The sequence below is a fragment of the Rhodococcus sp. D-46 genome, assembly GCF_011290655.1.
Classification (GTDB): Bacteria; Actinomycetota; Actinomycetes; order Mycobacteriales; family Mycobacteriaceae; genus Rhodococcus_F; species Rhodococcus_F qingshengii.
Window position 1 is genome coordinate 1 of record NZ_JAANTF010000019.1, and the last position, 22,010, is coordinate 22,010.

Annotated in this window: 26 protein-coding genes and 1 other annotated feature; of the genes, 15 read left to right on the forward strand and 11 right to left on the reverse strand. The window is 64.2% G+C overall.

Going from position 1 to position 22,010, the window contains the following annotated elements; all coding sequences use genetic code 11:
- Positions 1-50 precede the first annotated feature (50 nt).
- Positions 51-1,336, reverse strand: a protein-coding gene (locus G9U53_RS31870) for an IS3 family transposase (protein WP_225320459.1) whose coding sequence is annotated in 2 segments (ribosomal slippage) — positions 51-1,033 and positions 1,033-1,336 — 1,287 coding nt in all. Because the reading frame shifts where the segments join, the coding sequence is not laid out codon by codon here.
- Positions 903-1,037: a sequence feature (AL1L pseudoknot), on the reverse strand. Its footprint overlaps the gene before it by 135 nt.
- Positions 1,337-1,410: 74 nt before the next feature.
- On the opposite strand from G9U53_RS31870, the gene G9U53_RS31875 reads away from it, so the two are divergent.
- From G9U53_RS31875 to G9U53_RS31890, 5 genes are all read left to right on the forward strand, one after another.
- On the forward strand, positions 1,411-1,737 hold the full coding sequence (locus G9U53_RS31875) for a hypothetical protein (protein ID WP_021334594.1): 327 nt from the start codon (positions 1,411-1,413) through the stop codon (positions 1,735-1,737).
- A gap of 116 nt (positions 1,738-1,853) precedes the next feature.
- A complete protein-coding gene (locus tag G9U53_RS34300) occupies positions 1,854-1,991 on the forward strand; it encodes a hypothetical protein (RefSeq protein ID WP_332113079.1) in 138 nt (45 codons plus the stop codon).
- The gene (locus G9U53_RS31880) at positions 1,945-2,283 is read left to right on the forward strand and encodes a recombinase family protein (protein WP_332113078.1); all 339 of its coding nucleotides are present in this window, start codon (positions 1,945-1,947) and stop codon (positions 2,281-2,283) included. Before G9U53_RS34300 ends, G9U53_RS31880 begins: the two co-directional genes overlap by 47 nt.
- Positions 2,284-2,462: 179 nt before the next feature.
- Positions 2,463-3,776, forward strand: a complete 1,314-nt coding sequence (locus tag G9U53_RS31885; RefSeq protein WP_021334593.1) for an ISL3 family transposase — start codon at positions 2,463-2,465, stop codon at positions 3,774-3,776.
- Between the two features lie 43 nt (positions 3,777-3,819).
- Positions 3,820-4,041, forward strand: a complete 222-nt coding sequence (locus G9U53_RS31890) for a transposase (protein ID WP_021334592.1) — start codon at positions 3,820-3,822, stop codon at positions 4,039-4,041.
- Between the two features lie 383 nt (positions 4,042-4,424).
- On the opposite strand, the gene G9U53_RS31895 is transcribed toward G9U53_RS31890, so the two are convergent.
- On the reverse strand, positions 4,425-5,570 hold the full coding sequence (locus G9U53_RS31895) for an acyl-CoA dehydrogenase family protein (protein ID WP_021334591.1): 1,146 nt from the start codon (positions 5,568-5,570) through the stop codon (positions 4,425-4,427).
- A gap of 149 nt (positions 5,571-5,719) precedes the next feature.
- Between G9U53_RS31895 and G9U53_RS31900 the strand changes: the two genes are divergently transcribed.
- Positions 5,720-6,397 (forward strand): TetR/AcrR family transcriptional regulator, encoded by a 678-nt coding sequence (locus G9U53_RS31900; RefSeq protein WP_021334590.1) that lies wholly within the window; start codon positions 5,720-5,722, stop codon positions 6,395-6,397.
- A gap of 5 nt (positions 6,398-6,402) precedes the next feature.
- Here the strand turns inward: G9U53_RS31900 and G9U53_RS31905 are convergent, their stop codons facing one another.
- The gene (locus G9U53_RS31905; RefSeq protein ID WP_021334589.1) at positions 6,403-6,927 is read right to left on the reverse strand and encodes a PaaI family thioesterase; all 525 of its coding nucleotides are present in this window, start codon (positions 6,925-6,927) and stop codon (positions 6,403-6,405) included.
- Positions 6,928-7,074: 147 nt separating this feature from the next.
- Here G9U53_RS31905 and G9U53_RS31910 point away from each other — a divergent pair, with 147 nt between their 5' ends.
- Positions 7,075-7,779: a lysophospholipid acyltransferase family protein gene (locus G9U53_RS31910; protein WP_225320458.1), complete on the forward strand. Its 705-nt coding sequence runs from the start codon at positions 7,075-7,077 to the stop codon at positions 7,777-7,779.
- Positions 7,780-7,830: 51 nt separating this feature from the next.
- Here the strand turns inward: G9U53_RS31910 and G9U53_RS31915 are convergent, their stop codons facing one another.
- From G9U53_RS31915 to G9U53_RS31930, 3 genes are all read right to left on the reverse strand, one after another.
- Positions 7,831-8,505 carry a transglutaminase-like domain-containing protein gene (locus G9U53_RS31915; protein WP_011331521.1) on the reverse strand — a complete coding sequence of 225 codons (675 nt, stop codon included), beginning with the start codon at positions 8,503-8,505 and terminating at the stop codon, positions 7,831-7,833.
- A complete protein-coding gene (locus G9U53_RS31920; RefSeq protein WP_030537992.1) occupies positions 8,502-9,584 on the reverse strand; it encodes a BtrH N-terminal domain-containing protein in 1,083 nt (360 codons plus the stop codon). Before G9U53_RS31920 ends, G9U53_RS31915 begins: the two co-directional genes overlap by 4 nt.
- A gap of 398 nt (positions 9,585-9,982) precedes the next feature.
- A complete protein-coding gene (locus G9U53_RS31930) occupies positions 9,983-10,894 on the reverse strand; it encodes an IS110 family transposase (protein WP_021334587.1) in 912 nt (303 codons plus the stop codon).
- A gap of 239 nt (positions 10,895-11,133) precedes the next feature.
- On the opposite strand from G9U53_RS31930, the gene G9U53_RS34120 reads away from it, so the two are divergent.
- The gene (locus tag G9U53_RS34120) at positions 11,134-11,433 is read left to right on the forward strand and encodes an integrase core domain-containing protein (RefSeq protein ID WP_011331517.1); all 300 of its coding nucleotides are present in this window, start codon (positions 11,134-11,136) and stop codon (positions 11,431-11,433) included.
- A 54-nt stretch (positions 11,434-11,487) separates the two neighbouring features.
- Here the strand turns inward: G9U53_RS34120 and G9U53_RS31940 are convergent, their stop codons facing one another.
- Positions 11,488-12,525: an AraC family transcriptional regulator gene (locus G9U53_RS31940; RefSeq protein WP_037127318.1), complete on the reverse strand. Its 1,038-nt coding sequence runs from the start codon at positions 12,523-12,525 to the stop codon at positions 11,488-11,490.
- A gap of 113 nt (positions 12,526-12,638) precedes the next feature.
- Here G9U53_RS31940 and G9U53_RS31945 point away from each other — a divergent pair, with 113 nt between their 5' ends.
- The 6 genes from G9U53_RS31945 (at position 12,639) to G9U53_RS31965 (ending at position 16,307) form a co-directional block, all read left to right on the forward strand.
- Positions 12,639-12,959: a 2Fe-2S iron-sulfur cluster-binding protein gene (locus tag G9U53_RS31945; RefSeq protein ID WP_021334585.1), complete on the forward strand. Its 321-nt coding sequence runs from the start codon at positions 12,639-12,641 to the stop codon at positions 12,957-12,959.
- A 19-nt stretch (positions 12,960-12,978) separates the two neighbouring features.
- Entirely contained in the window at positions 12,979-14,373 is a 1,395-nt protein-coding gene (locus G9U53_RS31950; protein ID WP_021334584.1) for a cytochrome P450, read from the forward strand.
- Complete coding sequence (locus tag G9U53_RS31955; RefSeq protein WP_021334583.1) at positions 14,370-15,578, forward strand: FAD-dependent oxidoreductase; 1,209 nt, start codon at positions 14,370-14,372, stop codon at positions 15,576-15,578. Before G9U53_RS31950 ends, G9U53_RS31955 begins: the two co-directional genes overlap by 4 nt.
- Before the next feature lie 93 nt (positions 15,579-15,671).
- On the forward strand, positions 15,672-15,797 hold the full coding sequence (locus G9U53_RS33770; RefSeq protein WP_225320457.1) for a fatty-acid--CoA ligase: 126 nt from the start codon (positions 15,672-15,674) through the stop codon (positions 15,795-15,797).
- Positions 15,794-16,087, forward strand: a complete 294-nt coding sequence (locus tag G9U53_RS33775) for an AMP-binding protein (RefSeq protein ID WP_011331511.1) — start codon at positions 15,794-15,796, stop codon at positions 16,085-16,087. Before G9U53_RS33770 ends, G9U53_RS33775 begins: the two co-directional genes overlap by 4 nt.
- Positions 16,065-16,307 (forward strand): hypothetical protein, encoded by a 243-nt coding sequence (locus G9U53_RS31965; protein ID WP_021334582.1) that lies wholly within the window; start codon positions 16,065-16,067, stop codon positions 16,305-16,307. Before G9U53_RS33775 ends, G9U53_RS31965 begins: the two co-directional genes overlap by 23 nt.
- Before the next feature lie 44 nt (positions 16,308-16,351).
- Here the strand turns inward: G9U53_RS31965 and G9U53_RS31970 are convergent, their stop codons facing one another.
- The 4 genes from G9U53_RS31970 to G9U53_RS31985 form a co-directional block, all read right to left on the reverse strand.
- On the reverse strand, positions 16,352-16,969 hold the full coding sequence (locus tag G9U53_RS31970) for a hypothetical protein (RefSeq protein ID WP_242692867.1): 618 nt from the start codon (positions 16,967-16,969) through the stop codon (positions 16,352-16,354).
- A gap of 128 nt (positions 16,970-17,097) precedes the next feature.
- Positions 17,098-18,159, reverse strand: a complete 1,062-nt coding sequence (locus G9U53_RS31975; protein ID WP_011133438.1) for a multicopper oxidase domain-containing protein — start codon at positions 18,157-18,159, stop codon at positions 17,098-17,100.
- A gap of 245 nt (positions 18,160-18,404) precedes the next feature.
- Entirely contained in the window at positions 18,405-18,887 is a 483-nt protein-coding gene (gene lspA / locus G9U53_RS31980) for a signal peptidase II (protein ID WP_051721011.1), read from the reverse strand.
- Positions 18,888-18,937: 50 nt separating this feature from the next.
- Entirely contained in the window at positions 18,938-19,858 is a 921-nt protein-coding gene (locus tag G9U53_RS31985; protein ID WP_030538018.1) for a cation diffusion facilitator family transporter, read from the reverse strand.
- A gap of 179 nt (positions 19,859-20,037) precedes the next feature.
- Between G9U53_RS31985 and G9U53_RS31990 the strand changes: the two genes are divergently transcribed.
- A complete protein-coding gene (locus G9U53_RS31990) occupies positions 20,038-21,987 on the forward strand; it encodes a bifunctional copper resistance protein CopD/cytochrome c oxidase assembly protein (RefSeq protein ID WP_051721010.1) in 1,950 nt (649 codons plus the stop codon).
- Positions 21,988-22,010 lie beyond the last annotated feature (23 nt).

Below are 22,010 nucleotides of genomic sequence, written 5' to 3' on the forward strand. Positions count from 1 at the left end.
ATCGTGAGCACGGGCGTACCTTCCCGCCAGCGTTGGCGCGCTGGACTTGATCAGAATCCTGTTCGTGTACAGATCATCATCCGGGAAGGTGCGTCCTCCCGGGATCCACAGGTTTCGATCATTCCTCGGTACTCTGCTGGTGGAAGATCGTCGCAGTAGCCGTGGAGGCGTTGGTGATTGTGCCAATACACCCAGGACAAGGTCGCGAGTTCGACATCGACGGTGGTCTTCCATGGTCCGCAATGTGCTGGTCCGTAGATCAGTTCAGCTTTGTAGTAGCCGTTGACGGTCTCGGCGAGAGCGTTGTCGTAGGAATCGCCGATGGTCCCGATCGATGGGGTCGCGCCGATCTCAGCGAGGCGTTCGCCGTAGCGCAGGGATGTGAATTGACTGCCCGCATCGCTGTGGCACCGCAGCCCGGTGAAGGTGGTTCCGCGTGACCATCGGGCCATTTCGATCGCATCAAGGACCATCTCGGTGCGCATATGTGGTGCGACGCGCCAGCCGACGATCATCCGACTGTAAGCGTCGGTGATGAAACAGACGTACGCGATCCCTGCCCAGGTCGCCACGTGTGTCAGGTCGGTAACCCACAGTTGGTTCGGCATAGTGGCGGTGAAATCTCGTCCGACCAGGTCCGGGTGTCGACCCATGCCGGCGGTGGGGCGGGTGGTCCGCACCCTCTTACCTCGGCAGACACCTTCGATGCCCTCGGCGCGCATCAGGCGGGCGACCTGATCACGGCCGACGTCGAGTCCGGCTCTGCGGGCGGCTTTCCACAGTTTCCGGATCCCGTAGACGCGGTAGTTGTCTTCCCACAACGTCCGAAGCGCCGGCCGCACCCGGGCATCCTTTACCGACCTCGTCGATGGTGATCGTGACCTGGCGGCGTAGTAACTGCTCGGAGCGATCTGCAGTGTCCTGCAGATGGGCTCGACCCCGAGTGGGCGTCCTGCGACGACATCGTCGCGGTTTGCGTCGATGAACGCGGTCACCTCTTGTGCTGGCGGTCGAGCTCCGCCCCGAAGAAAGACGCTGCACGCTTCAGTATTTCGTTGGCCCGCTTGAGCTCTCGATTCTCTTGCTCCAACTCCCGGATACGTTGAGCCTCCGACGTGCTCACCCCTGGCTTGGTGCCGTCGTCGATATCGGCCTGACGGACCCACGCCCGTACCGACTCGAGCCCGAACCCCAGTTGCGACGCAACCCGCGACGCCGCCCCGTGCTCGGTCCCCAACTCGGCCCGCAGTGCACGGACCATCCGCACCGCACCGGCCTTCTCCTCCGACGAATACCGACGCGTTGTCGGTCTTCCTGGCACACGTTCATTCGGCATGACTTCATCCTCGTTTCCAAGGCCAGAAGTCTCCACCGAACCCAGGGCGATTCACATGATGGAGGAATGAGGGGATGCGCCCGAACAGGTACCTCGACGATTATCTGCATGGGCTGGAGTTCCTGGGTGGGGTGTACCCCGATGATGCGGGGGCGATCGCCGAGCACGGCATAGTGGCCGCGCTCGACGATGATGACGCGTTCGTGTTCTTGCTTCGCTTGGTCGGTCCAGAAGCCCCGGCATTCGCGGATGAACTGTGGCAGTTGATCAGTGGTTTTCTGAACAGTCGCCGCGTCGAGGAGTTGTTCGGAGGCTCTGAGGATGCCGGGATGGCGGATCTCAACACAGTGAGAGGCCCGAGATACCTCCCGCCTCCTACTCGACCGAGGATCCCAAGGTGAGAGTGCCTGACGGCTACCACCGTGCCAAATAATTCAGGGAAGAACGTGCCAAATAATTCCGAGAGTCACAAGGCTACGCGAGGGTATCGACCGCCGACCAGAACCCGGAATTACAGCTGGACGCACTCAATGCGGCCGGCTGTTTTCGCGTCTGGACAGACAAGGCATCAGGCGCGAAGACGGATCGCCCTGAATTAGCGGCGTTGAATGGACGCCCTGCGCTCGGGAGACACGCTCGTCGTCTGGCGACTTGATCATCTCGGCCGCTCGCTGCCACACCTGATCGGGACCGTCGCAGAGCTGGAGGCCCGCGGAGTGGCGTTCAAATCCCTGACCGAAGCGATCGACACGACCACGCCGGGCGGCAAGCTGATCTTCCACATCTTCGGCGCCCTAGCGGAATTCGAGCGCAACCTCATCCGCGAACGCACCATCGCCGGGCTGTCGGCGGCTCGTGATCGCGGCCGGGTCGGTGGCCGACCGTCTTCGCTGACGGCCGCGAAAAAGCGGCAGGCGAAAAAGATGCGCGGCGAGGGCGTACCATGACCGAAATCGCAGAAGTGTTGAACATTGCTCGCAGCACCCCGTACCGAAACCGGCCCTTCCGGATCCGGAGTGCGTAGCTGGGGTTCGTCGGTGATGCGGTGAGGCACAAGATGTAGGGGTCCTGGGGCGTGTGAAGATGCAGGTTCTCTCGCCTCGCATCGAACACCCCAGGACCCGTTTTGAACGCTACCGCCAGCCTGCTTGCCGACACCATCTGCCGCACCGTCGAACTGGGGGTGACGATCACCGACGCGGCTGTGGCCGACGAGTTCACGCACCTGTTCTGCTCCCCGGCGACACTGGACCCGGTGTGCGCCGAGTGCGGGGCGGCGGGCCGGCTGCGGGACCACATCCAGCGGAGAGTCACCGATCTACCGATCGTGGGTCACCCCACCAGACTGCATGTGCGGGTACCGCGTTTCACCTGCGACAACACCGAGTGCGCCACGAGGATCTTCCAGCAGCGCATGCCGTCGTTGGCCGAGCCGAGAGCCAAGACCACACGCCGCTGTACCCGCTGGATTCTGCAGCGTCTGGCGATCGACCGCACCAGCGTCTCGGCGGTGGCCAAGGCCCTCGGGCTGGGCTGGGATCTGGTCAACGACCTTGCCGTCTCCGAGACCCGCACGATGGTCTACGGCCAGCCCGGACACTTCGACGGCGTGCGTGTCCTCGGGGTCGATGAGCACAAGTGGAAGCACGTCCGCGGTGACGGCTCCTCGTCGTTCGTCACCGTCTTGGTCGACCTGACCCCTGTAGTGGACGGCACCGGCCCGTCTCGGCTGCTGGATATGATCGCCGGCCGCTCGGCGAAGGTCTTCACCGAGTGGCTCGACGCCCGTGACCAGGACTTCCGGGATCGGGTCAAGGTGGTGACGATGGACGGATTCTCCGGCTACCACTCCGCCGCAGCCAAGGCAGTTCCCGCTGCCCGGACGGTGATGAATCCGTTCCACGTCGTGCACCTCGCCGCGGACAAGCTCACCGTCTGCCGCCAGCGCATCCAGCAGGCCACCACCGGGCACCGGGGCCGCGGCGGCGATCCGCTGTATGGGATCCGCCGGACACTCAACACCCGGGCCGAGCTGCTCACCGACAAGCAGAAAGTCCGCCTGTTCACAGCGTTCACCGCCCATGATGCGCACGCGGCGGTGGAGGTCACCTACGGCGTCTACCAGCGACTCATCACCGCCTACGAGGCCTCGGGCAAGCGGGAGGGCAAGATCGCGATGTACAAGCTCCTGCGCTCGATCCGAACCGGGGTGCCCAAGGAATTGCCCGAGCTCGCCCAGCTGGGCCGGTCGCTGTGGAAGCGCCACCGGGAGATCCTCGCCTACTTCGACATCGGCGCCTCCAACGGCCCCGTCGAGGCCATCAACGGCCGCCTCGAACACCTCCGCGGAATCGCCCTGGGCTTCCGGAACCTCAAGCACTACATCTTGCGGTCACTTATCCACTCCGGACAGCTCCAGAACCGGATCAACGCACTCTAAATCCGGAAGGGCCCGTAAAGCTGCCGAGAAGACCCTCGCGACCTTGCCGTCGTGCCCGATTCCCGAGATCGCCCGACTGGGACGAACGCTCCGCAAGTGGAAGGACTCCTTCCTCGCGTACTGGACCACCGACCGCTCCAACAACGGCGGAACCGAAGCGATCAACGGCCTCATCGAACTCCACCGGTGCCTGGCCCGCGGCTACCGCAACCGCGACAACTACCGCCTCCGCATGCTCCTCATCGCCGGGGGACTACGGGCCTGACCCCACACTCAGATGCGAAGAGCCTGTTTGCTTGGTCGCTTTCACACCTCACACGGAGGTCTCCCTCATGTCAGCCCGCCATGCCGACCGGTGACACAACGTCCGCGGTCAGTACACCTAGGGGTCAATTTTCACCCGCGGTTGACAGAAGCATGACGTGGGGGTGTCCGCGGCGAGCCGGACCCTGTCGGTGAGGGCGGCGCGCTGGTCACGGACCTCTTGCCCTGGGGCGCGTTGACGTGTCGGCAACGTCTAACATCCTCAGCGGCCGCGTCTTGTGCCCCCGCTCGATCCCCGAGGCTGCGACGGGAGTCGACGCGCCGATGCTCGACGCCCGTCGCGGGAACCCGCCCCGAGCCCGGAATGTTCGGTGGCGGAGGGGCTCACAAGGAGCGGCTGATTATCTCCTTCATGATCTCCGAGCTCCCCGCGTAGATCTGGGAGACGCGCAGGTCGGCCCAGGCGCGGGCGATGGGGTACTCGTTCATGTAGCCATATCCGCCGTGCAGCTGGAGGCACGCATCGGCGACTCGCTGGGCCCGCTCGGAGCACCACAACTTCGCCATGGCTGCGGTGGGGATGTCCAGTTCCCCATCGAGGTGCAGTTCGATGCACTCATCGACGAAGGCACGCGCGACCCGCGCCTCGGTGGCAACCTCAGCCATCTTGAACTTGGTGTTCTGGAACCCCCAGATCGGGCGTCCGAACGCGCTGCGGTCGCGCACGTAGCGCAGTGTCTCGGTCAGACACAACTCCATGGCCGCTACGTTCGACACGGCGACGAGCAGTCGCTCCTGGGGAAGCTGCTCCATCAGCTGGATGAAGCCCTGTCCTTCGGTGTGACCGAGCAGGCTGGTGGCGGGGACGCGGACGTTGTCGAAGAAGAGTTCGGAGGTGTCCTGTCCCTTCATGCCGATCTTGTCGAGGACCCGCCCCCTCGAGAATCCCTCAGCCGCGGTGGGCACCAGCATCAGCGAGATCCCGGCCGCTTTGTCGTCGGGATCGGTCTTGGCGACGGTGAGGACGAGATCGGCCTGAGAACCGTTGGTGATGAAGGTCTTCGAGCCGCTGACGACGTACTCCTCGCCTTGCCGGATCGCTTTGGTCTTGATGTTCTGCAGGTCCGAACCGGTACCAGGCTCGGTCATCGCGATCGCTCCGACGACCTCGCCGGACGCCATCTTCGGCAACCACTGCTGCTTCTGGTCCTCGGTGCCGTAGGCGAGCAGGTAGTGCGCGACGATGCCGTTGTGTAGGGAGGCGCCCCACGAGCTGTCACCGACTCGCGCCTGCTCCTCGATGAGGATGGCTTCGTGAGCGAAGGTCCCGCCGCCGCCGCCGTACTCCTCGGGGATGGAGAGGCACAGCAGACCCACCGCTCCGGCGCGGTTCCACAGGTCCCGGTCGACGTGCTTGTCGGCGATGAAGGTCTCGATGTGCGGCCTGATTTCCTTCTCGCAGAAAGTGCGGGCCAGGTCACGCAGGTCGTTGAGGTCGTCGTCCATCCACGGGGAACGGCGAGCGGTCATGGGAGCCTCCGGATCATTGGGTACAGGGTGTACCCCCATCAGACCACGGCCGCCGTCCTGGGTACAAGGTGTCCCACGTCGGCGTCGGGCGCTGCTCGGCGTGTGCGGCACCGAGCTGAGTCGTCGCGCCGCGCCTGTAGGCTGCGCGGGTGGTGGAAGTGAGACGATGGGCTGACTCGACCGTCCGACGGCGGTCGTCGCGTGACGAGCTGGCTCGTAACGAGAAGCGCGAGCGCGTGGTCCAGGCTGCGAAGCAGGTCATCGACGAGTCCGGGATCGACGTCGGCACCGCTCTCATCGCGGAGCGGGCTGGCATTCCCAGGCCGCACGTCTACCGCAACTTCACCAGCCGAGACGACCTGGACGACCAGGTGGCCAGGAGAGCAGCGCAGGACCTGATCGCGCGGGTGCGCCCGCACCTGACCCGACGAGGCACACCTCAGCAGGTCGTCGAGGGGTTGGTGCGCGCCTGCGCCACCTGGGCCGAGGAGCATCCGCATCTCTACCGCTTCCTGGCAGCCCGTGGGCAGAGTCGGACCCTGCATCGTGCCCGGATGGGGCGGTCGCGCCTCCTCGACGAGATCGCTGCGGCTGCCCGCGGGTACACCAAATCGGGTGTGGCGAGCTTTCCGGAAGGCATCCTGGTCGGGGTGATGGGGATGGTGGATGCCACCGTCATCTGGTGGCTCGACCAGCGAGACGAGTCCCTGGACGTCATGGTCGGACGGCTCGCTGGTCACGTCACCCTCGTGCTCCGGGATGCGCTGGCCGGCCACGGGATCCCGCTCGACCCTGCGGTCGAGCTGGAGCCGTTCGTAGCGGAATGAGGATGTCAGGGACCGGTCGTGGCCGTGCCCTGCTCGAAGTGCTTGAGGTCGACGACGATGAACGTTGCGTGCGCGGTGGCGACCTTGTCGCCGACTTGGTCGACCGCCTCGGCGTCCACGTGCAGTCGTCGTCCCGCATGGTCGCGGACGCGGGCGGTGAACTCGTAGTCGGTCCCCAGTAGGACCGGCCGGAGGTACTCGACGGTCAGTGACCGGGTCACGGCGAGCTCTCCGACGCGGTAGAGGAGGAAGCCGAAAAGGTCGTCGAACGCCGCGGCCACAAGACCGCCGTGGGTGATCCCTGGCGCACCCTCCTGGCGGTGGTCGAAGCGGTGCACACAATACACACCGTCCTCGGTGGCGTCGACCTGCAGAGCGAGCCCGGCGGGGTTCTCCGTGCCGCATCCCGCGCAGGTGGGGGAGTGTGAGGGAAGGCGGCCGGATTCGGATGGCTGTGGTCGCGACATGGCACTGATCCACGCTTCCAGCGTCGTCGGCGCAACGGGACCGTGCTCGTGGTGGCTGCTCATGATTCGCGGTTCGGCTGCGCGGTCAAAGTGGCGGGAAGGTCGCTCATGATCGGCTCCTCGAGGGTCACGACGGACAGGCGGACGGTGAAATGGAGTCTAGTTTGTCTCCATCCAGACGTTTACCCGGCATCTGTCTACACTCGTCGGGTGATCCGAGAGGTGCTCAGGACCGATCGACGGCTTGGTGCCGAACCCAGGGGCTTCGCGTGGTGGCTCTCGCTCCTGGTGTGCAAGCCGTTCCTGCTCGTGCTGCGTCGCCCGGATTGGCGTGGTGTCGAGCACGTCCCAAGGTCCGGCGGAGCGGTGCTCGCCGCGAACCACGTGTCGCACATCGACCCCCTGCTTGTCGCGGAGATGATCCTCGCCCAGCGACGGGTGCCCCGTTTCCTGGCCAAGGACAGCCTCTTCGCGGTCCCGGTCGTGGGGTGGTGGTTCCGCTCCGCGGGTCACGTCGAGGTCGACCGGTCGGCTGGAAAGGCTGGCTATCGCAGGGCCGTGGAAGCCGTGGCGCGAGGTCAACTGGTCCTGGTCTACCCGGAGGGCTCCATCACCAAGCGAGAGGACGGACTGCCCATAGCGATGAAGTCCGGCGCCGTCCGCATCGCCTTGGCGGCGTCTGTTCCCCTTCTCCCGGTGGCGCAGTGGGGGGCGCAGGAGATTCTCCTTCCCTACAGTGGGCGTCTTCGCCTGGGCTGGCGTCGACCGGTGAGTCTCGTCGTCGGGCCCCCGGTCCCCTTCGAAGACCTCCACGACCTGGGGGAGACCTGGGCTGTGAAGGAAGGGTGTCGGCGGTTGGAGGCCGCCATCACCGCGATGGTCGATCAGCTGGCAGGGGTCCCGGCGGATCGGTGAACCGTGCCCGTGGCGGCATCGATCGAACGGCGTGGTCGCCGATGCCGACTCTCACGGTTCGAAGGCGGGATCCTGGCGGACCGGTCCTGAGGTGCCGCTCTGCGTCAGGCCGGGCCCGTAGGTCTCGTGCAGGGTCCGCATGATGTCGTCGTACGGGAGGTCGAGGTAGGTCCCTCTCTCTCGTACGTATTCCATGTGTCGACGACCGGCGCCGTCTGCGGCGTGGAGCAGCGCGTCTTGGGTCCCGTCGAAGTCCAGCGGGGGAACGCCGAACCGCTCACACAGCTCGGTGTTGAAGGCCGGCGAGCCCTTGTGCCAGTGACCGTTGACGTGGACGGCGGTCCACCCGTGATAGACGAAGAGATCGGTGCCCATCACCGACAGCAGTTGTTCGCTATTCAGATGGTTGCGCACGTCGGAGAAACCCAGCACGGCCGGAATCCCGACCGCGCGCAAACTGGCGGTGAGCAGCACCGCCTTCGGCACGCACCAAGTGGGGCCGCCGTTCAAGATAGAGCTGGCCTTGTAGTGGTCGCGATCGGGCGTGACACCGTACGGGTTGTAGCGAAGGCGGTCGCGGACCTCCGCGAAGATCCGCCGGACACGCTCGTGTGGGTCGTCCGCTCCCTCCACCACCGATGAGGCGAACCGACGGATTGCCGGGTGGTCGCTATCGACGAAGTAGCCGGACGCCACCGCATCGCTCGGCTCGTGCTGGCCGCTCACCAGACGACCGCCCGAGTGTTCGTGGCAGCCCCGGCGGCCTCGAGCGCGCGCACGAGCTCCCGCTCCAACTTTGGGAGTGTGGCGGCGACCCGGGCTGCTTCCCGGGCACGCTCGCGGGCCGGGGCCCCGTTGCTGCGCGCCAGGGAGGCGACCTGCGACCAGGTCGCGGCGCAGCGACGGGCACTGTCGGACACTGCGGCGGCCGCAGAGTCGTCGGTCAACCGGGCAATGTCGTGCGCGCCGCTGGCCAGCAGCTTGCGGAAGAGTCCGCCGCCGGTACCTGCCTTCTCGACGAACGCGCGCAGGCCGAGGAGGAGCAGGTGCAGCACGTCGTCGGGGAATACTTCGGGCCATCGCGGGAGGTCGTCGGCGAACAGGTCGACGGCGGCGAGTCCGGTGGCTCCGACCGCCGTGTCGCTGCCAGAGACGATCGACGGTCCGTCCGAGGCGGTCATGGCAGCGGCCGCCTGGGCGAACGCGGCACGACTGGCGACCGTCAGGTCAGGGAGCTTCTGGGGCCACTCGATGTCGAAGAAGGTGTGACGCGTCGGGACCGGGAAGCCCTGCGAGGACCGCGCCTTGGCCAGCGCGTCGTAGGGCACCATCTGCACGTCCTCGCGGTCGTTGTCGACGACGTGCGCGATCTGATGCTCGTCGTCGTACCCGATGACCACGATGTCGTGCCTGCTCATCTGGAGCTGGACCCGCAGGTATGGCAGCTCTGCAATGTCCGCCCACACGAGGGCTGGGCGGCCACGCTGGATGGAGTCACGCACCCAAGCCCATCCCTCGCTCGGGTCGTCGGTGGCGTGCACCGAGACCGCTGCCCCCAGGCGCATCGGCAGGTCTGTCTCCAGGTCGCCTCCGCGGCCTACGAGGTAGATCGGGGGCATGAGCTCGGTGTCCCGGACGTAAGCGAGGTCCAGGGAGCCGCTCAGTGCGAAGACGAGTCCTTCGTCAGGAGGGCCGTTCCACCCAAGTCCGGCCCATTCCAGCAGGTCCCGCATTGCGCCGGAGCCGCAGTGACCGCCCAGGCGGTGGGGGTAGGGACTGACGACGCGTTGCTGAGAGCTAGCCATGTACTTCATCCTAGCCTCGGTGTTTCATGGGGATCTTCGGTTTTCTGGGCCGAAATAGACCGAAGTGCTTCCTGAGCAGGGGAAACTGGGAGTTGTCTAAAGCTCCAGGTTCTCAAGCAGAAAGCACTCGGTAGGTGAAGCGTACTTCGTGGTCGGCCGGTCTGTCGTTCTCCGCCTGTGATGTCGGGGTGATTTCTCACGCCGGGACGATCGCTCCCCGCCTTTTGGCTGATCGGGTCGGCCTGACCGCCGAACTGTCCAAGGCGATGGCACGCCGCCGGTCCGTCCCGATCCACGACCGTGGTCGCGTGCTGACCGATGTCGCGGTCATGCTCGCCGGTGGTGGCGAGACCATCGCCGATATCCGCGTTCTGCGCCACCAATCCGGCCACGGCAACTCACCGAAGATCAGGCCGCGCCGACCTCAACGTCGCTGGAACGAGGTTAAGTCGGAACCGATTGGTTTTTCCCGAGGATGCGGGAATCGGTGAGGCTCCGCACAACGCGGCGAACGAGGATTCCGATCGAAGCCGTTCAGGATTCGAGCCTGCGGTCACCAGGAGCGTAGCCGTGGTGATCACGGCAAACCCTTTGGTGGCGATCATTGCGGGAGCCACAGTCGAGACAAGCTCCCGCAAGTCTTCCTCGAGCTCCTCGATCTCGCTCGTCAAGTATCGGTGGCGACGCGCCAGACGCCGAAGAGCGTGGCCAGTTGCGGCATCTACCGACGCGGTGGGGGCACAGGGCCTGGTAGCGGCGAGGTCCGCGATCACATCGTGCTCGCTGACTCTCGACCACCGCGTTCGGATCTCCTCCGGGGCGGTGACCAGCAATGACTTGATCTGGCGGATCACGGCCACGCGGGCTTTGACGGCGCTGCGGCGAACGGTTAGCAACACACGGACCTGTTCGACGAGACCGTCGCCAGATTTAGCCGCGGGTAACGACTCCGGGTCGGCCAGTACCTGTTGCGCAGCAGCATAGGCATCGATCGGGTCGGACTTCCCACGTCGTCGTTGCGAGCGTCGGGGACGGATGATCTCGCGGATATCGACCCGCCGCTCCCTGAGGTGTCGGGCGAGTCCGGCGCCATAGGAACTCGTGCCCTCGATCCCAACGAGTTGGATGTTTCCTAGCGACCCGAGATAGGTCAGGAGCCTGTCGTAGCCGGCAGCGGTCGCTGGAATTTGTCGATCGCCGAGCCGCCTGCCGCTCAAGTCGAGGACCGCGACGTGGTGGTTATCGGCGTGCGTGTCGACTCCAGCAACGATGTGGACAGCAGCTGTGGACTCGTTGAGAAATGTTGTCATGATGAAGCCGTGCCTTCCTCCAGAGGGCACATCGGCCAGAGGTCGGGCAGACAAGACGTTGACGGGGCTGACCAGGCTCGTATGAAGTCATGCTCGCCTCTGGCCGACATGCATCGGACAGCGCCACCGCCACCAGCGCGCGGACGGATCAATTGCAAGACAAGCCCTGCGGCCGTCAGTCACCTACAGAGTCACACGCGTCGGCAACGAGGCCCTTCCATCATCAACGTCACCTACTCGTGCACCAGCCCCAACAGGACCTGGTCGCCTCGGTGGGCTCACGAGGCGACTCCTACGACAACGCGATGGCCGAGGCGTTCAACTCGCTGTCCAAGGCCGAGTTGGTCCGCAACCGTCACAAGGGGCCCTGGCGAGCTATCGACGACCTCGAGATCGCTGTCGCCGAGTACATCGACTGGTTCAACCATCGACGGATTCACGGCGAGATCGGCTACGTCCCGCCGGCCGAATACGAAGCTCAGCACGCGGCGGCCGAACCCCAAGCAGAGCCCGTCGACGACCTCGTCGACGCCAGATAACCACCCTCTACAAAACCCGGGGCTTGACACAGGCTTCGTCGGAAGTCGGGCCTGCTACACGTTGGGCATGCCTCGCCTGCGCACCCGGCCTTTCGTGTGCCGGAATTGGCTCGGGGACTGCCCTATCCATCGCTTGAAGGCATGTGAGAAGTTGCTGAGATCGCTGTACGCGAGATCCGCGGCCACTTGGCTGATCGTTGCGGTCGGGTCGAGCAGGCGTGCGATCGCCTGTTCGCGCAGCCAGGACTCGCGGACGTCACGGAAGGTCGTGCCCTCCTCGGCGAGTCTTCTCTTCAGGGTGCTGGTCGAGACCGAGAGCTTGTCAGCAACACGGGCGCTGTGAGCCTCTCCGGGGTCCTCCTCGAGCAGGACCCGCACTCGCTCTGCGAAGGAGATCGTGCCGTGGTGTCGCTCGAGTGCTGTGCGTAGGTCCGCGATCGCGACGCGGTAAGCAACGGGGTCTGCGAAGCGGCACACCTCCTCGAGCGCGTCCTGGGGGGCCTGCACGTACGAGGTGGGCGCGTCGAAGACGACGCGCCCACCTCGGGACTGCGCCCACCCCGCGGCAGACGCCGGCGCTGGCCACTCCAGGTACAGCGTGACCGAGGGCAGGGTCCCTGCGAGCAGGTCCAATAGTCGCAGCACCGTGGACCCGCCGTAGGCGATGACGAGGCGGTCCAAGTCCGGGTCGCGGGTGTGTGCAGTGAGCCCGATGGTGAGGCCACTTCCGTTCGGGTGGACGTGGGGGTGCAGGGCGGTGGAGATCAAGGGCAGAAAGGCGAGCAGTTCCACGACTTCTGCGACCGAGCCCGCGCTCACCAGCGGTACGCTCAGCGGCCCGAAGGAGGTCAGCTGGGAGTGTTCGGCAAAGGCGAAACCCAACTGGGTCGCCTGGGCGCTGTCGAGGTCCGGGTACACCTCTCGGAACCAGCGCACCGGCGCCTGCTGGTCCCGGGCGAGAAGTGCGGTCTCGTCGGTCCCTTCCCGCGCCATCACCGTGCGGAACCGGGCGGCAGCTTCACTGTCGATCACGGAGCTGTTGAGCATCTGCGCGAACGCGAGAGGCGGGACGCCGGGTTCGTACACACGCATTGCACGCACCCCTTGAGCCGAAATCACAACATTCTGACTGATGTGATCATAGCCATACCCCCTGCGTAGTCGCTACGCTTTCATCACGTTTTCGATCGTGAGGAGTCAAGCCAATGGGTGTAGTCACCTTTGTTTCCTACGACGGCGAGAAGTATGAGGCGCCCCTGGACGAGGGACGGTCGCTCATGCAGGTCGCGGTCGACAACATGGTGCCGGGCATCGACGGCGATTGTGGGGGAGAGGCCGCGTGCGGCACCTGTCACGTGATCGTCGACCCGCAGTGGTCTGAGAAGGTGGGTCTATCCGGACCTGTCGAGGAGGAGATGCTGTCGATGAATCCTGAGCGGCAGCCGACCTCCCGGCTGTCTTGCCAGATGGCGGTGTCGCAGGAGTGGGACGGCCTGGTCGTTCAGCTGCCCGAGTTCCAGATTTGATCGAAAGGAAAGTGGATCGATGATTGCGAGCATTGCAGACACGCTGAGCGAGAAGGTCCAGTCGACCCTCCCGATGGGGCTGCAGATCCGGGGCGCCCATCTCTACGACAAGACCCGTCGTTGGGTGACCGGAACGAACGGGCAGAAGATCTTCGTCGAGACCCCGATCCCGCCGGTGGACGAGGTCGAGCTCGCTGACATCGACCTGAGCAACCCCTTCCTGTACCGCCAGGGCAGGTGGAAGTCGTACTACGAGCGTGTGCGCAACGAAGCGCCCGTGCACTACCAGCCCAACAGTCCCTTCGGTCCCTTCTGGTCGGTCACACGGCACGCCGACATCATCGCCGTCGACAAGAACCACGAGGTCTTCTCCGCCGAGCCCTTCATCATCATCGGCCAACCACCCCGGTTCATGGATGTCGCGATGTTCATCGCCATGGACCCGCCCAAGCACGACGCGCAACGGGCCGCCGTTCAAGGGGTCGTCGCCCCGAAGAACCTTCGCGAGATGGAGGCCCTGATCCGCTCGCGCGTCCAGGAGGTGCTGGACGAACTCCCGATCGGTGAGCCGTTCAACTGGGTCGACCTGGTGTCCATCGAGTTGACCGCTCGAATGCTCGCGACGCTGCTGGACTTCCCCTACGACCAACGACGCAAGCTCGTCGAGTGGTCCGACCTCGCCACCGCGATGGAGCAGGCCAACGGCGGACCCTCCGACAACGACGAGATCTTCCGCGGCTTCGTCGACGCGGCGCGAGGGCTCAGTGCGCACTGGCACGACAAGGCGGCTCGGCTCGCGGCCGGCGAGGAGCCCGGATTCGACCTGATCACGATGTTGCAGAGCAATGAAGACACCAAGGACTTAATCGACCGCCCCATGGAGTTCCTGGGCAACTTGATCCTGCTGATCGTCGGCGGTAACGACACCACGCGCAACTCGATGAGCGGCGGTGTGCTGGCGCTCAACCAGTTCCCTGAGCAGTTCGAGAAGCTCAAGGCGAATCCGGACCTGATCCCGAACATGGTCTCGGAAGTCATTCGTTGGCAGACACCGCTGGCGTACATGCGCCGGGTCGCGAAGAAGGATACCGTGCTGAATGGGCAGTTCATTCGCAAGGGCGACAAGGTGGTCATGTGGTATGCCTCGGGGAACCGGGACGAGCGTGTCTTCGAACGACCTGACGAGCTGATCATCGACCGCAAGAACGCGCGCAACCACATTTCCTTCGGGTTCGGGGTGCACCGGTGCATGGGCAACCGGCTGGCTGAGCTCCAGCTGAGGATCCTGTGGGAGGAGTTGCTTCCTCGGTTCGAGGACATCGAGGTCGTCGGTGAGCCGGAGTACGTGCAGTCTAACTTCGTCAGGGGCATTAGCAAGCTCATGGTGCGCCTGACCCCGAAGCAGGACGCATGACGCAGGGGACCGCGCTCGTGGTCGGAGCCAGTCACTCGGGGGCTCAACTGGCGGCCAGCCTCCGGCAGGAAGGCTGGGCCGGCGAGATCGTCCTCATCGGTGACGAGGGCGCACTGCCCTACCAGCGACCGCCGCTGTCCAAGGCCTACCTCGCCGGCAAGAGCACGCTGGAGGAGTTGGCGATCCGGAAGGCGGACTTCTACGCCAAGCAGCAGATCCAGCTGGTCAATGCGCGAGTGGAGTCGATCGATCGCACAGAGCGGCGGGTGATGCTGGCCGGCGGCAAGAGCATGTCCTACGACAAGCTGGCGCTGTGCACCGGTGGCCGGGCACGGCGACTCCCCGTGCCGGGAGCCGACCTCCCGGGCGTCCACTACTTGCGCACGTTCTCCGACGTGGAGCAGATCCGAGAGTCGGCGCAACCGGGTCGGCGAGCGGTCATCGTCGGCGGCGGCTACATCGGACTGGAGACAGCCGCCTCCCTGCGTGCGCTTGGACTGGACGTCACCGTTCTTGAGGCCGCCGACCGTGTGCTCGAGCGGGTCACCGCCCCGGAGGTATCGGCGTTCTACGAGCGCGTCCACCGCGACGCGGGAGTGACCGTCCGCACCCGGGCGCTCGTCGAGGCTTTGGGTGGCGACGACCGGGTCCGAGAGGTCCGGCTGGCCGGTGGTGAAAAAGTCCCAGCGGACCTCGTCGTCGTCGGTGTCGGGCTCCAGCCCAACACCGAACTCGCTGCCGCCGCGGGTCTCCTCGTCGACGACGGCGTCGTGATCGACGACCGGGCCCGTACCAGCGATCACGACATCGTGGCCGCGGGCGACTGCACCAGCCACGTGATGGCGAGGTACGGGCGGTGCGTCCGACTTGAGTCCGTGCCGAGCGCGGTGGAGCAGGCGAAGGTCGCCGCGGCGACCATGTGCGGCAAGGACAAGACCATCGCGGCGCTGCCGTGGTTCTGGTCGGATCAGTACGATCTCAAGCTCCAGATCGCGGGACTGAACACCGGCTACGACGAGGTCTTGCTCAGTGGTGACCCGAGCTGTGATCGCGATCGCGACTTCACCTGCTTCTACTTCCGCGCAGGGGAACTCATTGCCGCTGACTGCGTCAACCGGCCGCGCGACTTCGCCTTCAGCAAGCGGACGCTCTCTCCGGGACTCCCCGTCGGCAGAGAAGCGTTACTGGGTATCGCACCGAGCTGAGCGTCAGCTGGACCACGGGGCCGTCCGACCCGATCGGCGAGCCGTCGACACCGGCTCGCTACCCACCACCGACGGGACACCATGCAGAGCACGATGACGAACGTCCAGCTCACGACGGCAGCCATCCTGCGCCACGGTGCGAGCGTTCACGGCGCGGCGCGGGTGCGGACCTTGCAGCCGGAGGGGAGCGTCAAGATCGGTACGTTCGCGCAGGTGTGACGTCGATCTGCCAGTGGGCGCATGCGCTGCGTGCCTGTGGGGTCGCTGGCGACGAGCGCGTCGCCACGCTCATGTGCAACAACCAGGAGCACGTTGAGGCCTACTGTGCCGTCGCGTCGATGGGCGCGGTGCTGCACACGCTGAACCCTCGTCTGAGCGCCGAGCAGCTCGCCTACATCGGGAACCACGCCGAGGATCGGGGCATCATCGTGGAGGGCAGCCTGGTGCCGCTGTTCCCTATCCGCCAGACTGAGGTGAGACGCTCGCATGACGATCACTGCGACCACTGACGCGGCCATGGAGGCCTCGCGGACCACGCCGACGACCTCGGTGCAGGAGACGGTTGAGTCCCCGCGAACCGGGCGGCCGACGAGGCGGACGTTCACCGCCGAGTACAAGCGGCGCATCGCCGCCGAGTACGACCGGGCCCCGGCCGGGCAGAAGGGCCGGGTGCTGCGCCGGGAGGGCCTCTATGAGTCCAGCGTCAAGCAGTGGCGGGCCCAGATTTAAGCCGGAACACTGGGCACCGTGTCCAAGAAGAGGCCTCGAGCCGGTCAGTCCCCGGAGCAGGCGCGTATCGCCGAGCTGGAAAAGCAGATCGGCAAGCTCGAGGCTGCTGCCAGTTTGAACCCTTCACTCGTGCCGTCGAAGATCAAGAAGGCGAGTAGGCCGACCGTGACGGCCAGTACGAATCTGACTGCCCTGGTGCCGGCGCGCCGCATCACCGGCAGCAAGAGCATCCCGAGCAGGACCGGGATGATTCCGACGTATGTGCCCAGGAGGGCCATCAGGCCGAAGAATGCCACTCCGGGGGCGGGAGTTGCTACAGCAGCGGGAATTTCGTGTTCGATGACCAATCCTGTGGAGGTGAGCATCGATACGAGGTACGGCTGGCCGGTGATCCACGGGTAGTCGAGGGTGACCGTCTGGGACTCGAGTCTGCCGATGGGATCTGCAGCTCCTACCAAGTCGACGAATGTGTCGTTCACGGCAACTTGCGCGACGGTCACCGCGTCGGGGCCGGTGTTGCGTAGCGTCAACGTGATTCGGCCTGGTTCGAGGGCCGTCCGTTCGACGGAGATGTTCTCGATCGGTGGGCCGGTACGTTCGGGAAGGCTTTGTCCGGCGAGCATTGCCAGCGCAGTCAAGGCGACGACGATGATCGCGAGCACTGCAGCGCCTCGGAACCAAAGGCCAGCGCGAGATGTGTCGCCGTGATCGGACTCTGTCTGCGCGGAACCCGCAGCGCCAAGGGAATTCTCATGAGTGCTCGTCGGAGGGGTTGAATTCGGGGCGTCACTCATTCGGTCACCTCGAAGAACCCCATCCAGCCCAGATCGGCGAATTCAGTCTTGTGGGCGTGGAACATGTACTTGCCCGGGTGGGGAAAGCGCAGTTCGCATATTCCACGTTGGCCCTGGGCCTGGACGATCGTGTCGGTGAATTCGCTGGGTTCGAGCCGTGTCCCGGTCGGGTAGTAGTCGAAGAAGTTTCCGTGGATGTGGAAGCTGTTGATCGGGTCGTATTCGAGGATGTTGACCAGATAGATGCGAACCAACTCGCCTCGTTTCACCTGTACAGGTTCGTGCATGTAGTGAAAAGGGATGCCGTTGACGGCGTAGAGCTGATTTCCTTGTCCGTCGAAGGTGGTGTTGTAACCGTGCATCACCATCACCATTTCGTCGGCCGCTGGACGGCCCTGAGCGGGATCGACGATGAATGTGCCGTACATTCCGCGGGCAATGTGCTCGGCGAGCGGACTGACGTGGCAGTGATAAAGATGCAATCCGAAAGGGGTGGCATCGAATTCGTAAGTGAATGACTCTCCTGGCTCGATGATGCCCCGGCCCACCCCGGGAATTCCGTCCATTTCAGCGGGATGGATTCCGTGAAAGTGCATCGTGTGGGGGTGCGCGGAACCGTTGACGAACTTCACTCGGAGCCGGTCTCCCTCACTGCACCTCAATGCGGGACCCGGAATGCGGGAGTTGAAGGTCCACGCGGGATAATAGACTCCCGGTGCTACCTCGATCTCCTCGTCCGCTGCAAAGATCTCCCACTCGCGTAACGTTCGGCCGTCAGACGATACGGAAGTCGTCCCGTAGTCGAAGTCACGCAGCATTGCGGTGGGATGAAATCCGTTGGCGAGGTGGTTCACCTGCCGACCGGCCCGAAAGGTCGCACCGCTCGTGCCGCCGTGACGGACTCCGCCGTCTCCGTCAGGTGCGGCGGCACCCGGGTTGGTGTCTCCGGGATGCTCGGTAGGCGATGCGCCCGCCACTCTTCCTGCGTTCATCATGAGTCCGGCTGATCCGGCGAGCGCCCCGCCGATCAACAATTGGCGCCGCGAGGGTGCGCTCATGGCCACCCGACCGAAGCATCGACATTCTTAACAGTCAAGAGAGTCACACCTCAAAGTTTGTCATGCCAAACTTTATTTTCATAGTCCCCAAACTATCCGAACTGATTTGACCGAAGCCAGGCGGACCTCGCGAATTTTCGACGAGTGGGGGCGTCGTGGTTTCGCCACCTCGAACCGCAGAAGTTCGAAGAGATGGGCTGCTGCCCCGCCGACAGCGCTCCGGCTCCCTCCTCGCGCGAGTCAGGTCACACGGATTGCGGGCGCTGAATCTCGGGTTCGGACCCGCACGAGGATTCGACCAGCAGCGACACGACGACCAGGATGAATCCACAGGTGAGGTAGGTATCGGCAAGATTGAAGGTGGGCCACCAGCCGGTGTGGAAGTAGTCGGTGACCTTCCCGTCGAGGGCTCGGTCGACCACATTGGAGGCAGCTCCGGCGACAATCAGAGCGAAACCGATCACGGCCACCCCACGACTTTGCGGGACACTCCGCCAGGCGTATACGGCGATTCCAATGGTGGCGAGAGCGGTAAAGGCGATGATGACGGCACTTGGCAGCTGATTACCCAGGCTGAAGGCGACACCACTGTTGTATGCCAGTCTCAATCTGACGACGCCCAGATCTATCTCGTTGGACCCGGAAAGGTGCTTCCGTGCAACGGGTTCAACCGCCAGAGCTATGCCTGCCGAAATAAGCGCTGTTGTTACGAAGAGTGCTCGTCTCATGCGATATGTGGTTTGTTGTTCGTGTTCCGGGGCAAGTGCCTCGCTGGCGCTCACCACGGAAGCTCCTGGCAACGCCCGTCGCCCGCAGCAGGTTCCACTTGCAGGGTCGCGTGCACGAGATCGAACTGCTTGGCCAACAGATCCTGGGCCACAGCAAGAACCTTGGTCGGATCGGACTCGTCATCGATCGTCAGATGAGCCGACGCAACCTCCATGCCCGATGTCAGCGTCCAGATGTGAAGGTCGTGGGCGTCCTTGACTCCGGCGATCCCCTGCAAGGCTTGCGTCACCTCGGTGATGCTCACGCCCGCGGGGGCATGCTGGAGCAGGATTCGCAGAGCATGGCGCCCGAGATTGTATGCACGCGGTAGGACGAACAAGCCGATCGCAACGCCGATTACCGGGTCTGCGTATCGCCAGCCGAAGATCAGTGTGACCAGTCCGCTGATCAGGACTCCGACGGATCCGAGCATGTCCGCCATGACTTCGAGATACGCGCCGCGAACATTGATGCTTTCCTTTGCTCCGCTGCGAAGCAGCAAAAATGCCGCGATGTTCATTACGAGGCCGACGACAGCGACAATGCTCACAGGGAGCCCCGGAACCTCAGGTGGATCGGAAAGTCGACCGGCTGCTTCGTAGAGAACCCATCCGGCGACACCGAACAGGAGTAGAGCGTTGAACAAGGCTGCGAACACTTCTGCCCGATACATACCGAACGTGCGATCAGGGCGCGATCGTGCCCTTTGAGCAAGCAAGATGGCTGTCAAAGCCATGAGGATGCCGAACACATCGGTGAAGACGTGTGCGGAGTCGGAGAGCAGGGCGAGCGATGACGTGGACAAGCCCACGATGACTTGCGTGACGAACGTGACCAGGCCGAGTCCGACGGCTATCCACAGTTTGCTGACATGTTTACCGGATGCACTCGCAGCCTGTTCTGCAACACCGTGCCCATGACCGTGACCCATCTCGATTTGCCCTTCTCTGTCGTCGACCACATGGTCGCATTGTCATATGCGCATATCTGATGATTGGAGGGCTTCAGTAAACCCCGACTGAAACCCCCTTGCAACTATCGGTCATAGTATTTTGGTCCGGAGCGCCGATCGCGCGGGCGAGATCCACACCCCGAGAGGCCCCACCCGCAATGATCGAAACCGAACCGGATGACACTCGCGCCGATATTCTTGTCATCGGACGACCCACGCGGAAAGTGTTGGGATGGGGTGTCGTAGCCGCGATCACTGCAGCGGTGTTGGCTAGGGCGTCAACATCCGAAGCGCTGCGATTGCTCGGACTTCCTGATCCAGGTCCCCTGACCACTTACGGACTCCCCGCAGTGATGGCGTTCGGCGAGGTTGCCGCCGTGATTACCGTAGGCAGTCTGCTTTTGGCTGCCGTTCTCGTTCCGCCTCAAGCTTCAGGTGTACTCGATGTCGACGGATATCTGGCGCTACGAACCGCAAGCGTCGCCGCCGCTATCTGGGCGGTATGCGCGGCGCTTCTCGTTCCACTCACCCTCTCGGACAGTTCAGGCCAACCTCTCTCCGTCGTGTTCGCCGATCCAGGGCTGTTCGCTCGCGCGATTGCGGACATCGATGTCACCACTGCATGGGCATGGACCGCAGGACTCGCACTCGTGCTCGCGATTGCGTGTCGTCTGACCCTGCGATATTCGTGGACACCGTTACTCCTCGCATTCGCTTTGTTCAGCCTGCTCCCCAGGGCACTGTCGGGTCACTCCTCCTCGGGAGGATCCCACGACATCGCCACGAACAGTTTGGTTCTGCATATCCTTGCGGCGTCGATCTGGATGGGAGGAATAGCGGCTCTCGTGCTGCATGCCCGCAGAAAGGGGAGCTATCTCGACTTCGCCGCGCGCCGCTTCTCGGCCGTGGCACTCATGGCGTTCGTCGTCATAGCGATCAGCGGTGTGGTCAACGCTGCCGTGCGGGTGCCGCTCACCGAGGTGTGGAGTAGCACCTACGGTGTCTTGATTCTTGCCAAAGTCGCCGCCTTGGTCCTCACGGGACTGGCGGGTTGGCGCCAACGGAAAGTCGCGATCGCCGAACTGACGAAGGACCCCGGCGACGGTCGCACCTTCATTCGTCTGGCAGTGGTGGAGTCGGTCGTTCTCGCAGTAACCGTCGGTATCGCCGTCGCGCTGGGCCGCACGCCGCCCCCGGCGCCCATGGAACGACAGGATCCGAGCAGAGTCGAGGAGGTACTCGGGTATGCGCTCGATGGCGTACCGACTGCGGGCCGCTTGCTCGTCGACTGGCGATTCGATCTCATTTTCGGAACTCTCGCCGTGGTGTTGGCTGCGTGCTACTTCGTCGGCGTTTTTCGCCTCCGGCAGCAGGGCGTGCAGTGGTCGACGTGCCGATCGGTCAGCTGGGCTCTGGGGTGCCTCGTGTTGCTTGTCGCAACATCGTCGGGAGTGGGTAGATATGCACCCGCAGTGATGAGTGTGCATATGGCCGCAACGTCCGCCGTGGCGGTCCTTGCTCCACTCTGTCTGGTCCTGGGCGCCCCGTTCACGCTGTTTAGGCTCTCCGTTCGACGATCGTCCGGAGATGCGCCCGGGCTGAGGGAATGGGCGCAAAGCGTGTACAGAGGCTCCTGGTTCCGATTCGTGTCCCAGCCCTATGTGATTGCTGTGATTTTCGCCGGAGCCCTGCCTCTCCTTTACCTGGGGGGGATGTACAGCGCTGTCGCCGGCTCGCACGTCCCCCATCTGGTGATCAATGGCACCCTGCTGATCTGCGGTTTCATGTTCTTCTGGGTCATGGTCGGCGTCGATCCCTTGCCGAGACGAGCAAGCCCCGCAATCAGAACGGTCCTTCTTCTGGCGGCGTTCTTCGCCTATGCGTGCCTCGCAGCAGCCTTGATTGCCACTGACGCGGTGATTGCCGATTGGTACTTCACATCGTTGCAGCGAGGTTGGCTAGAGGACCTCGCACGAGATCAGCGCCTCGGTGCCGGACTGATACTCGCTGTCGGAGTAATTCCCCTGGCAATTGCTACAGGGATCCTTGTCATCAGGCGCTGTGCGGGTCGAGAGACCGACTCTCAGCAAGTCAGGAGGGAAAAGTGAGTACTCGCAGTGAGGCTTTTCAT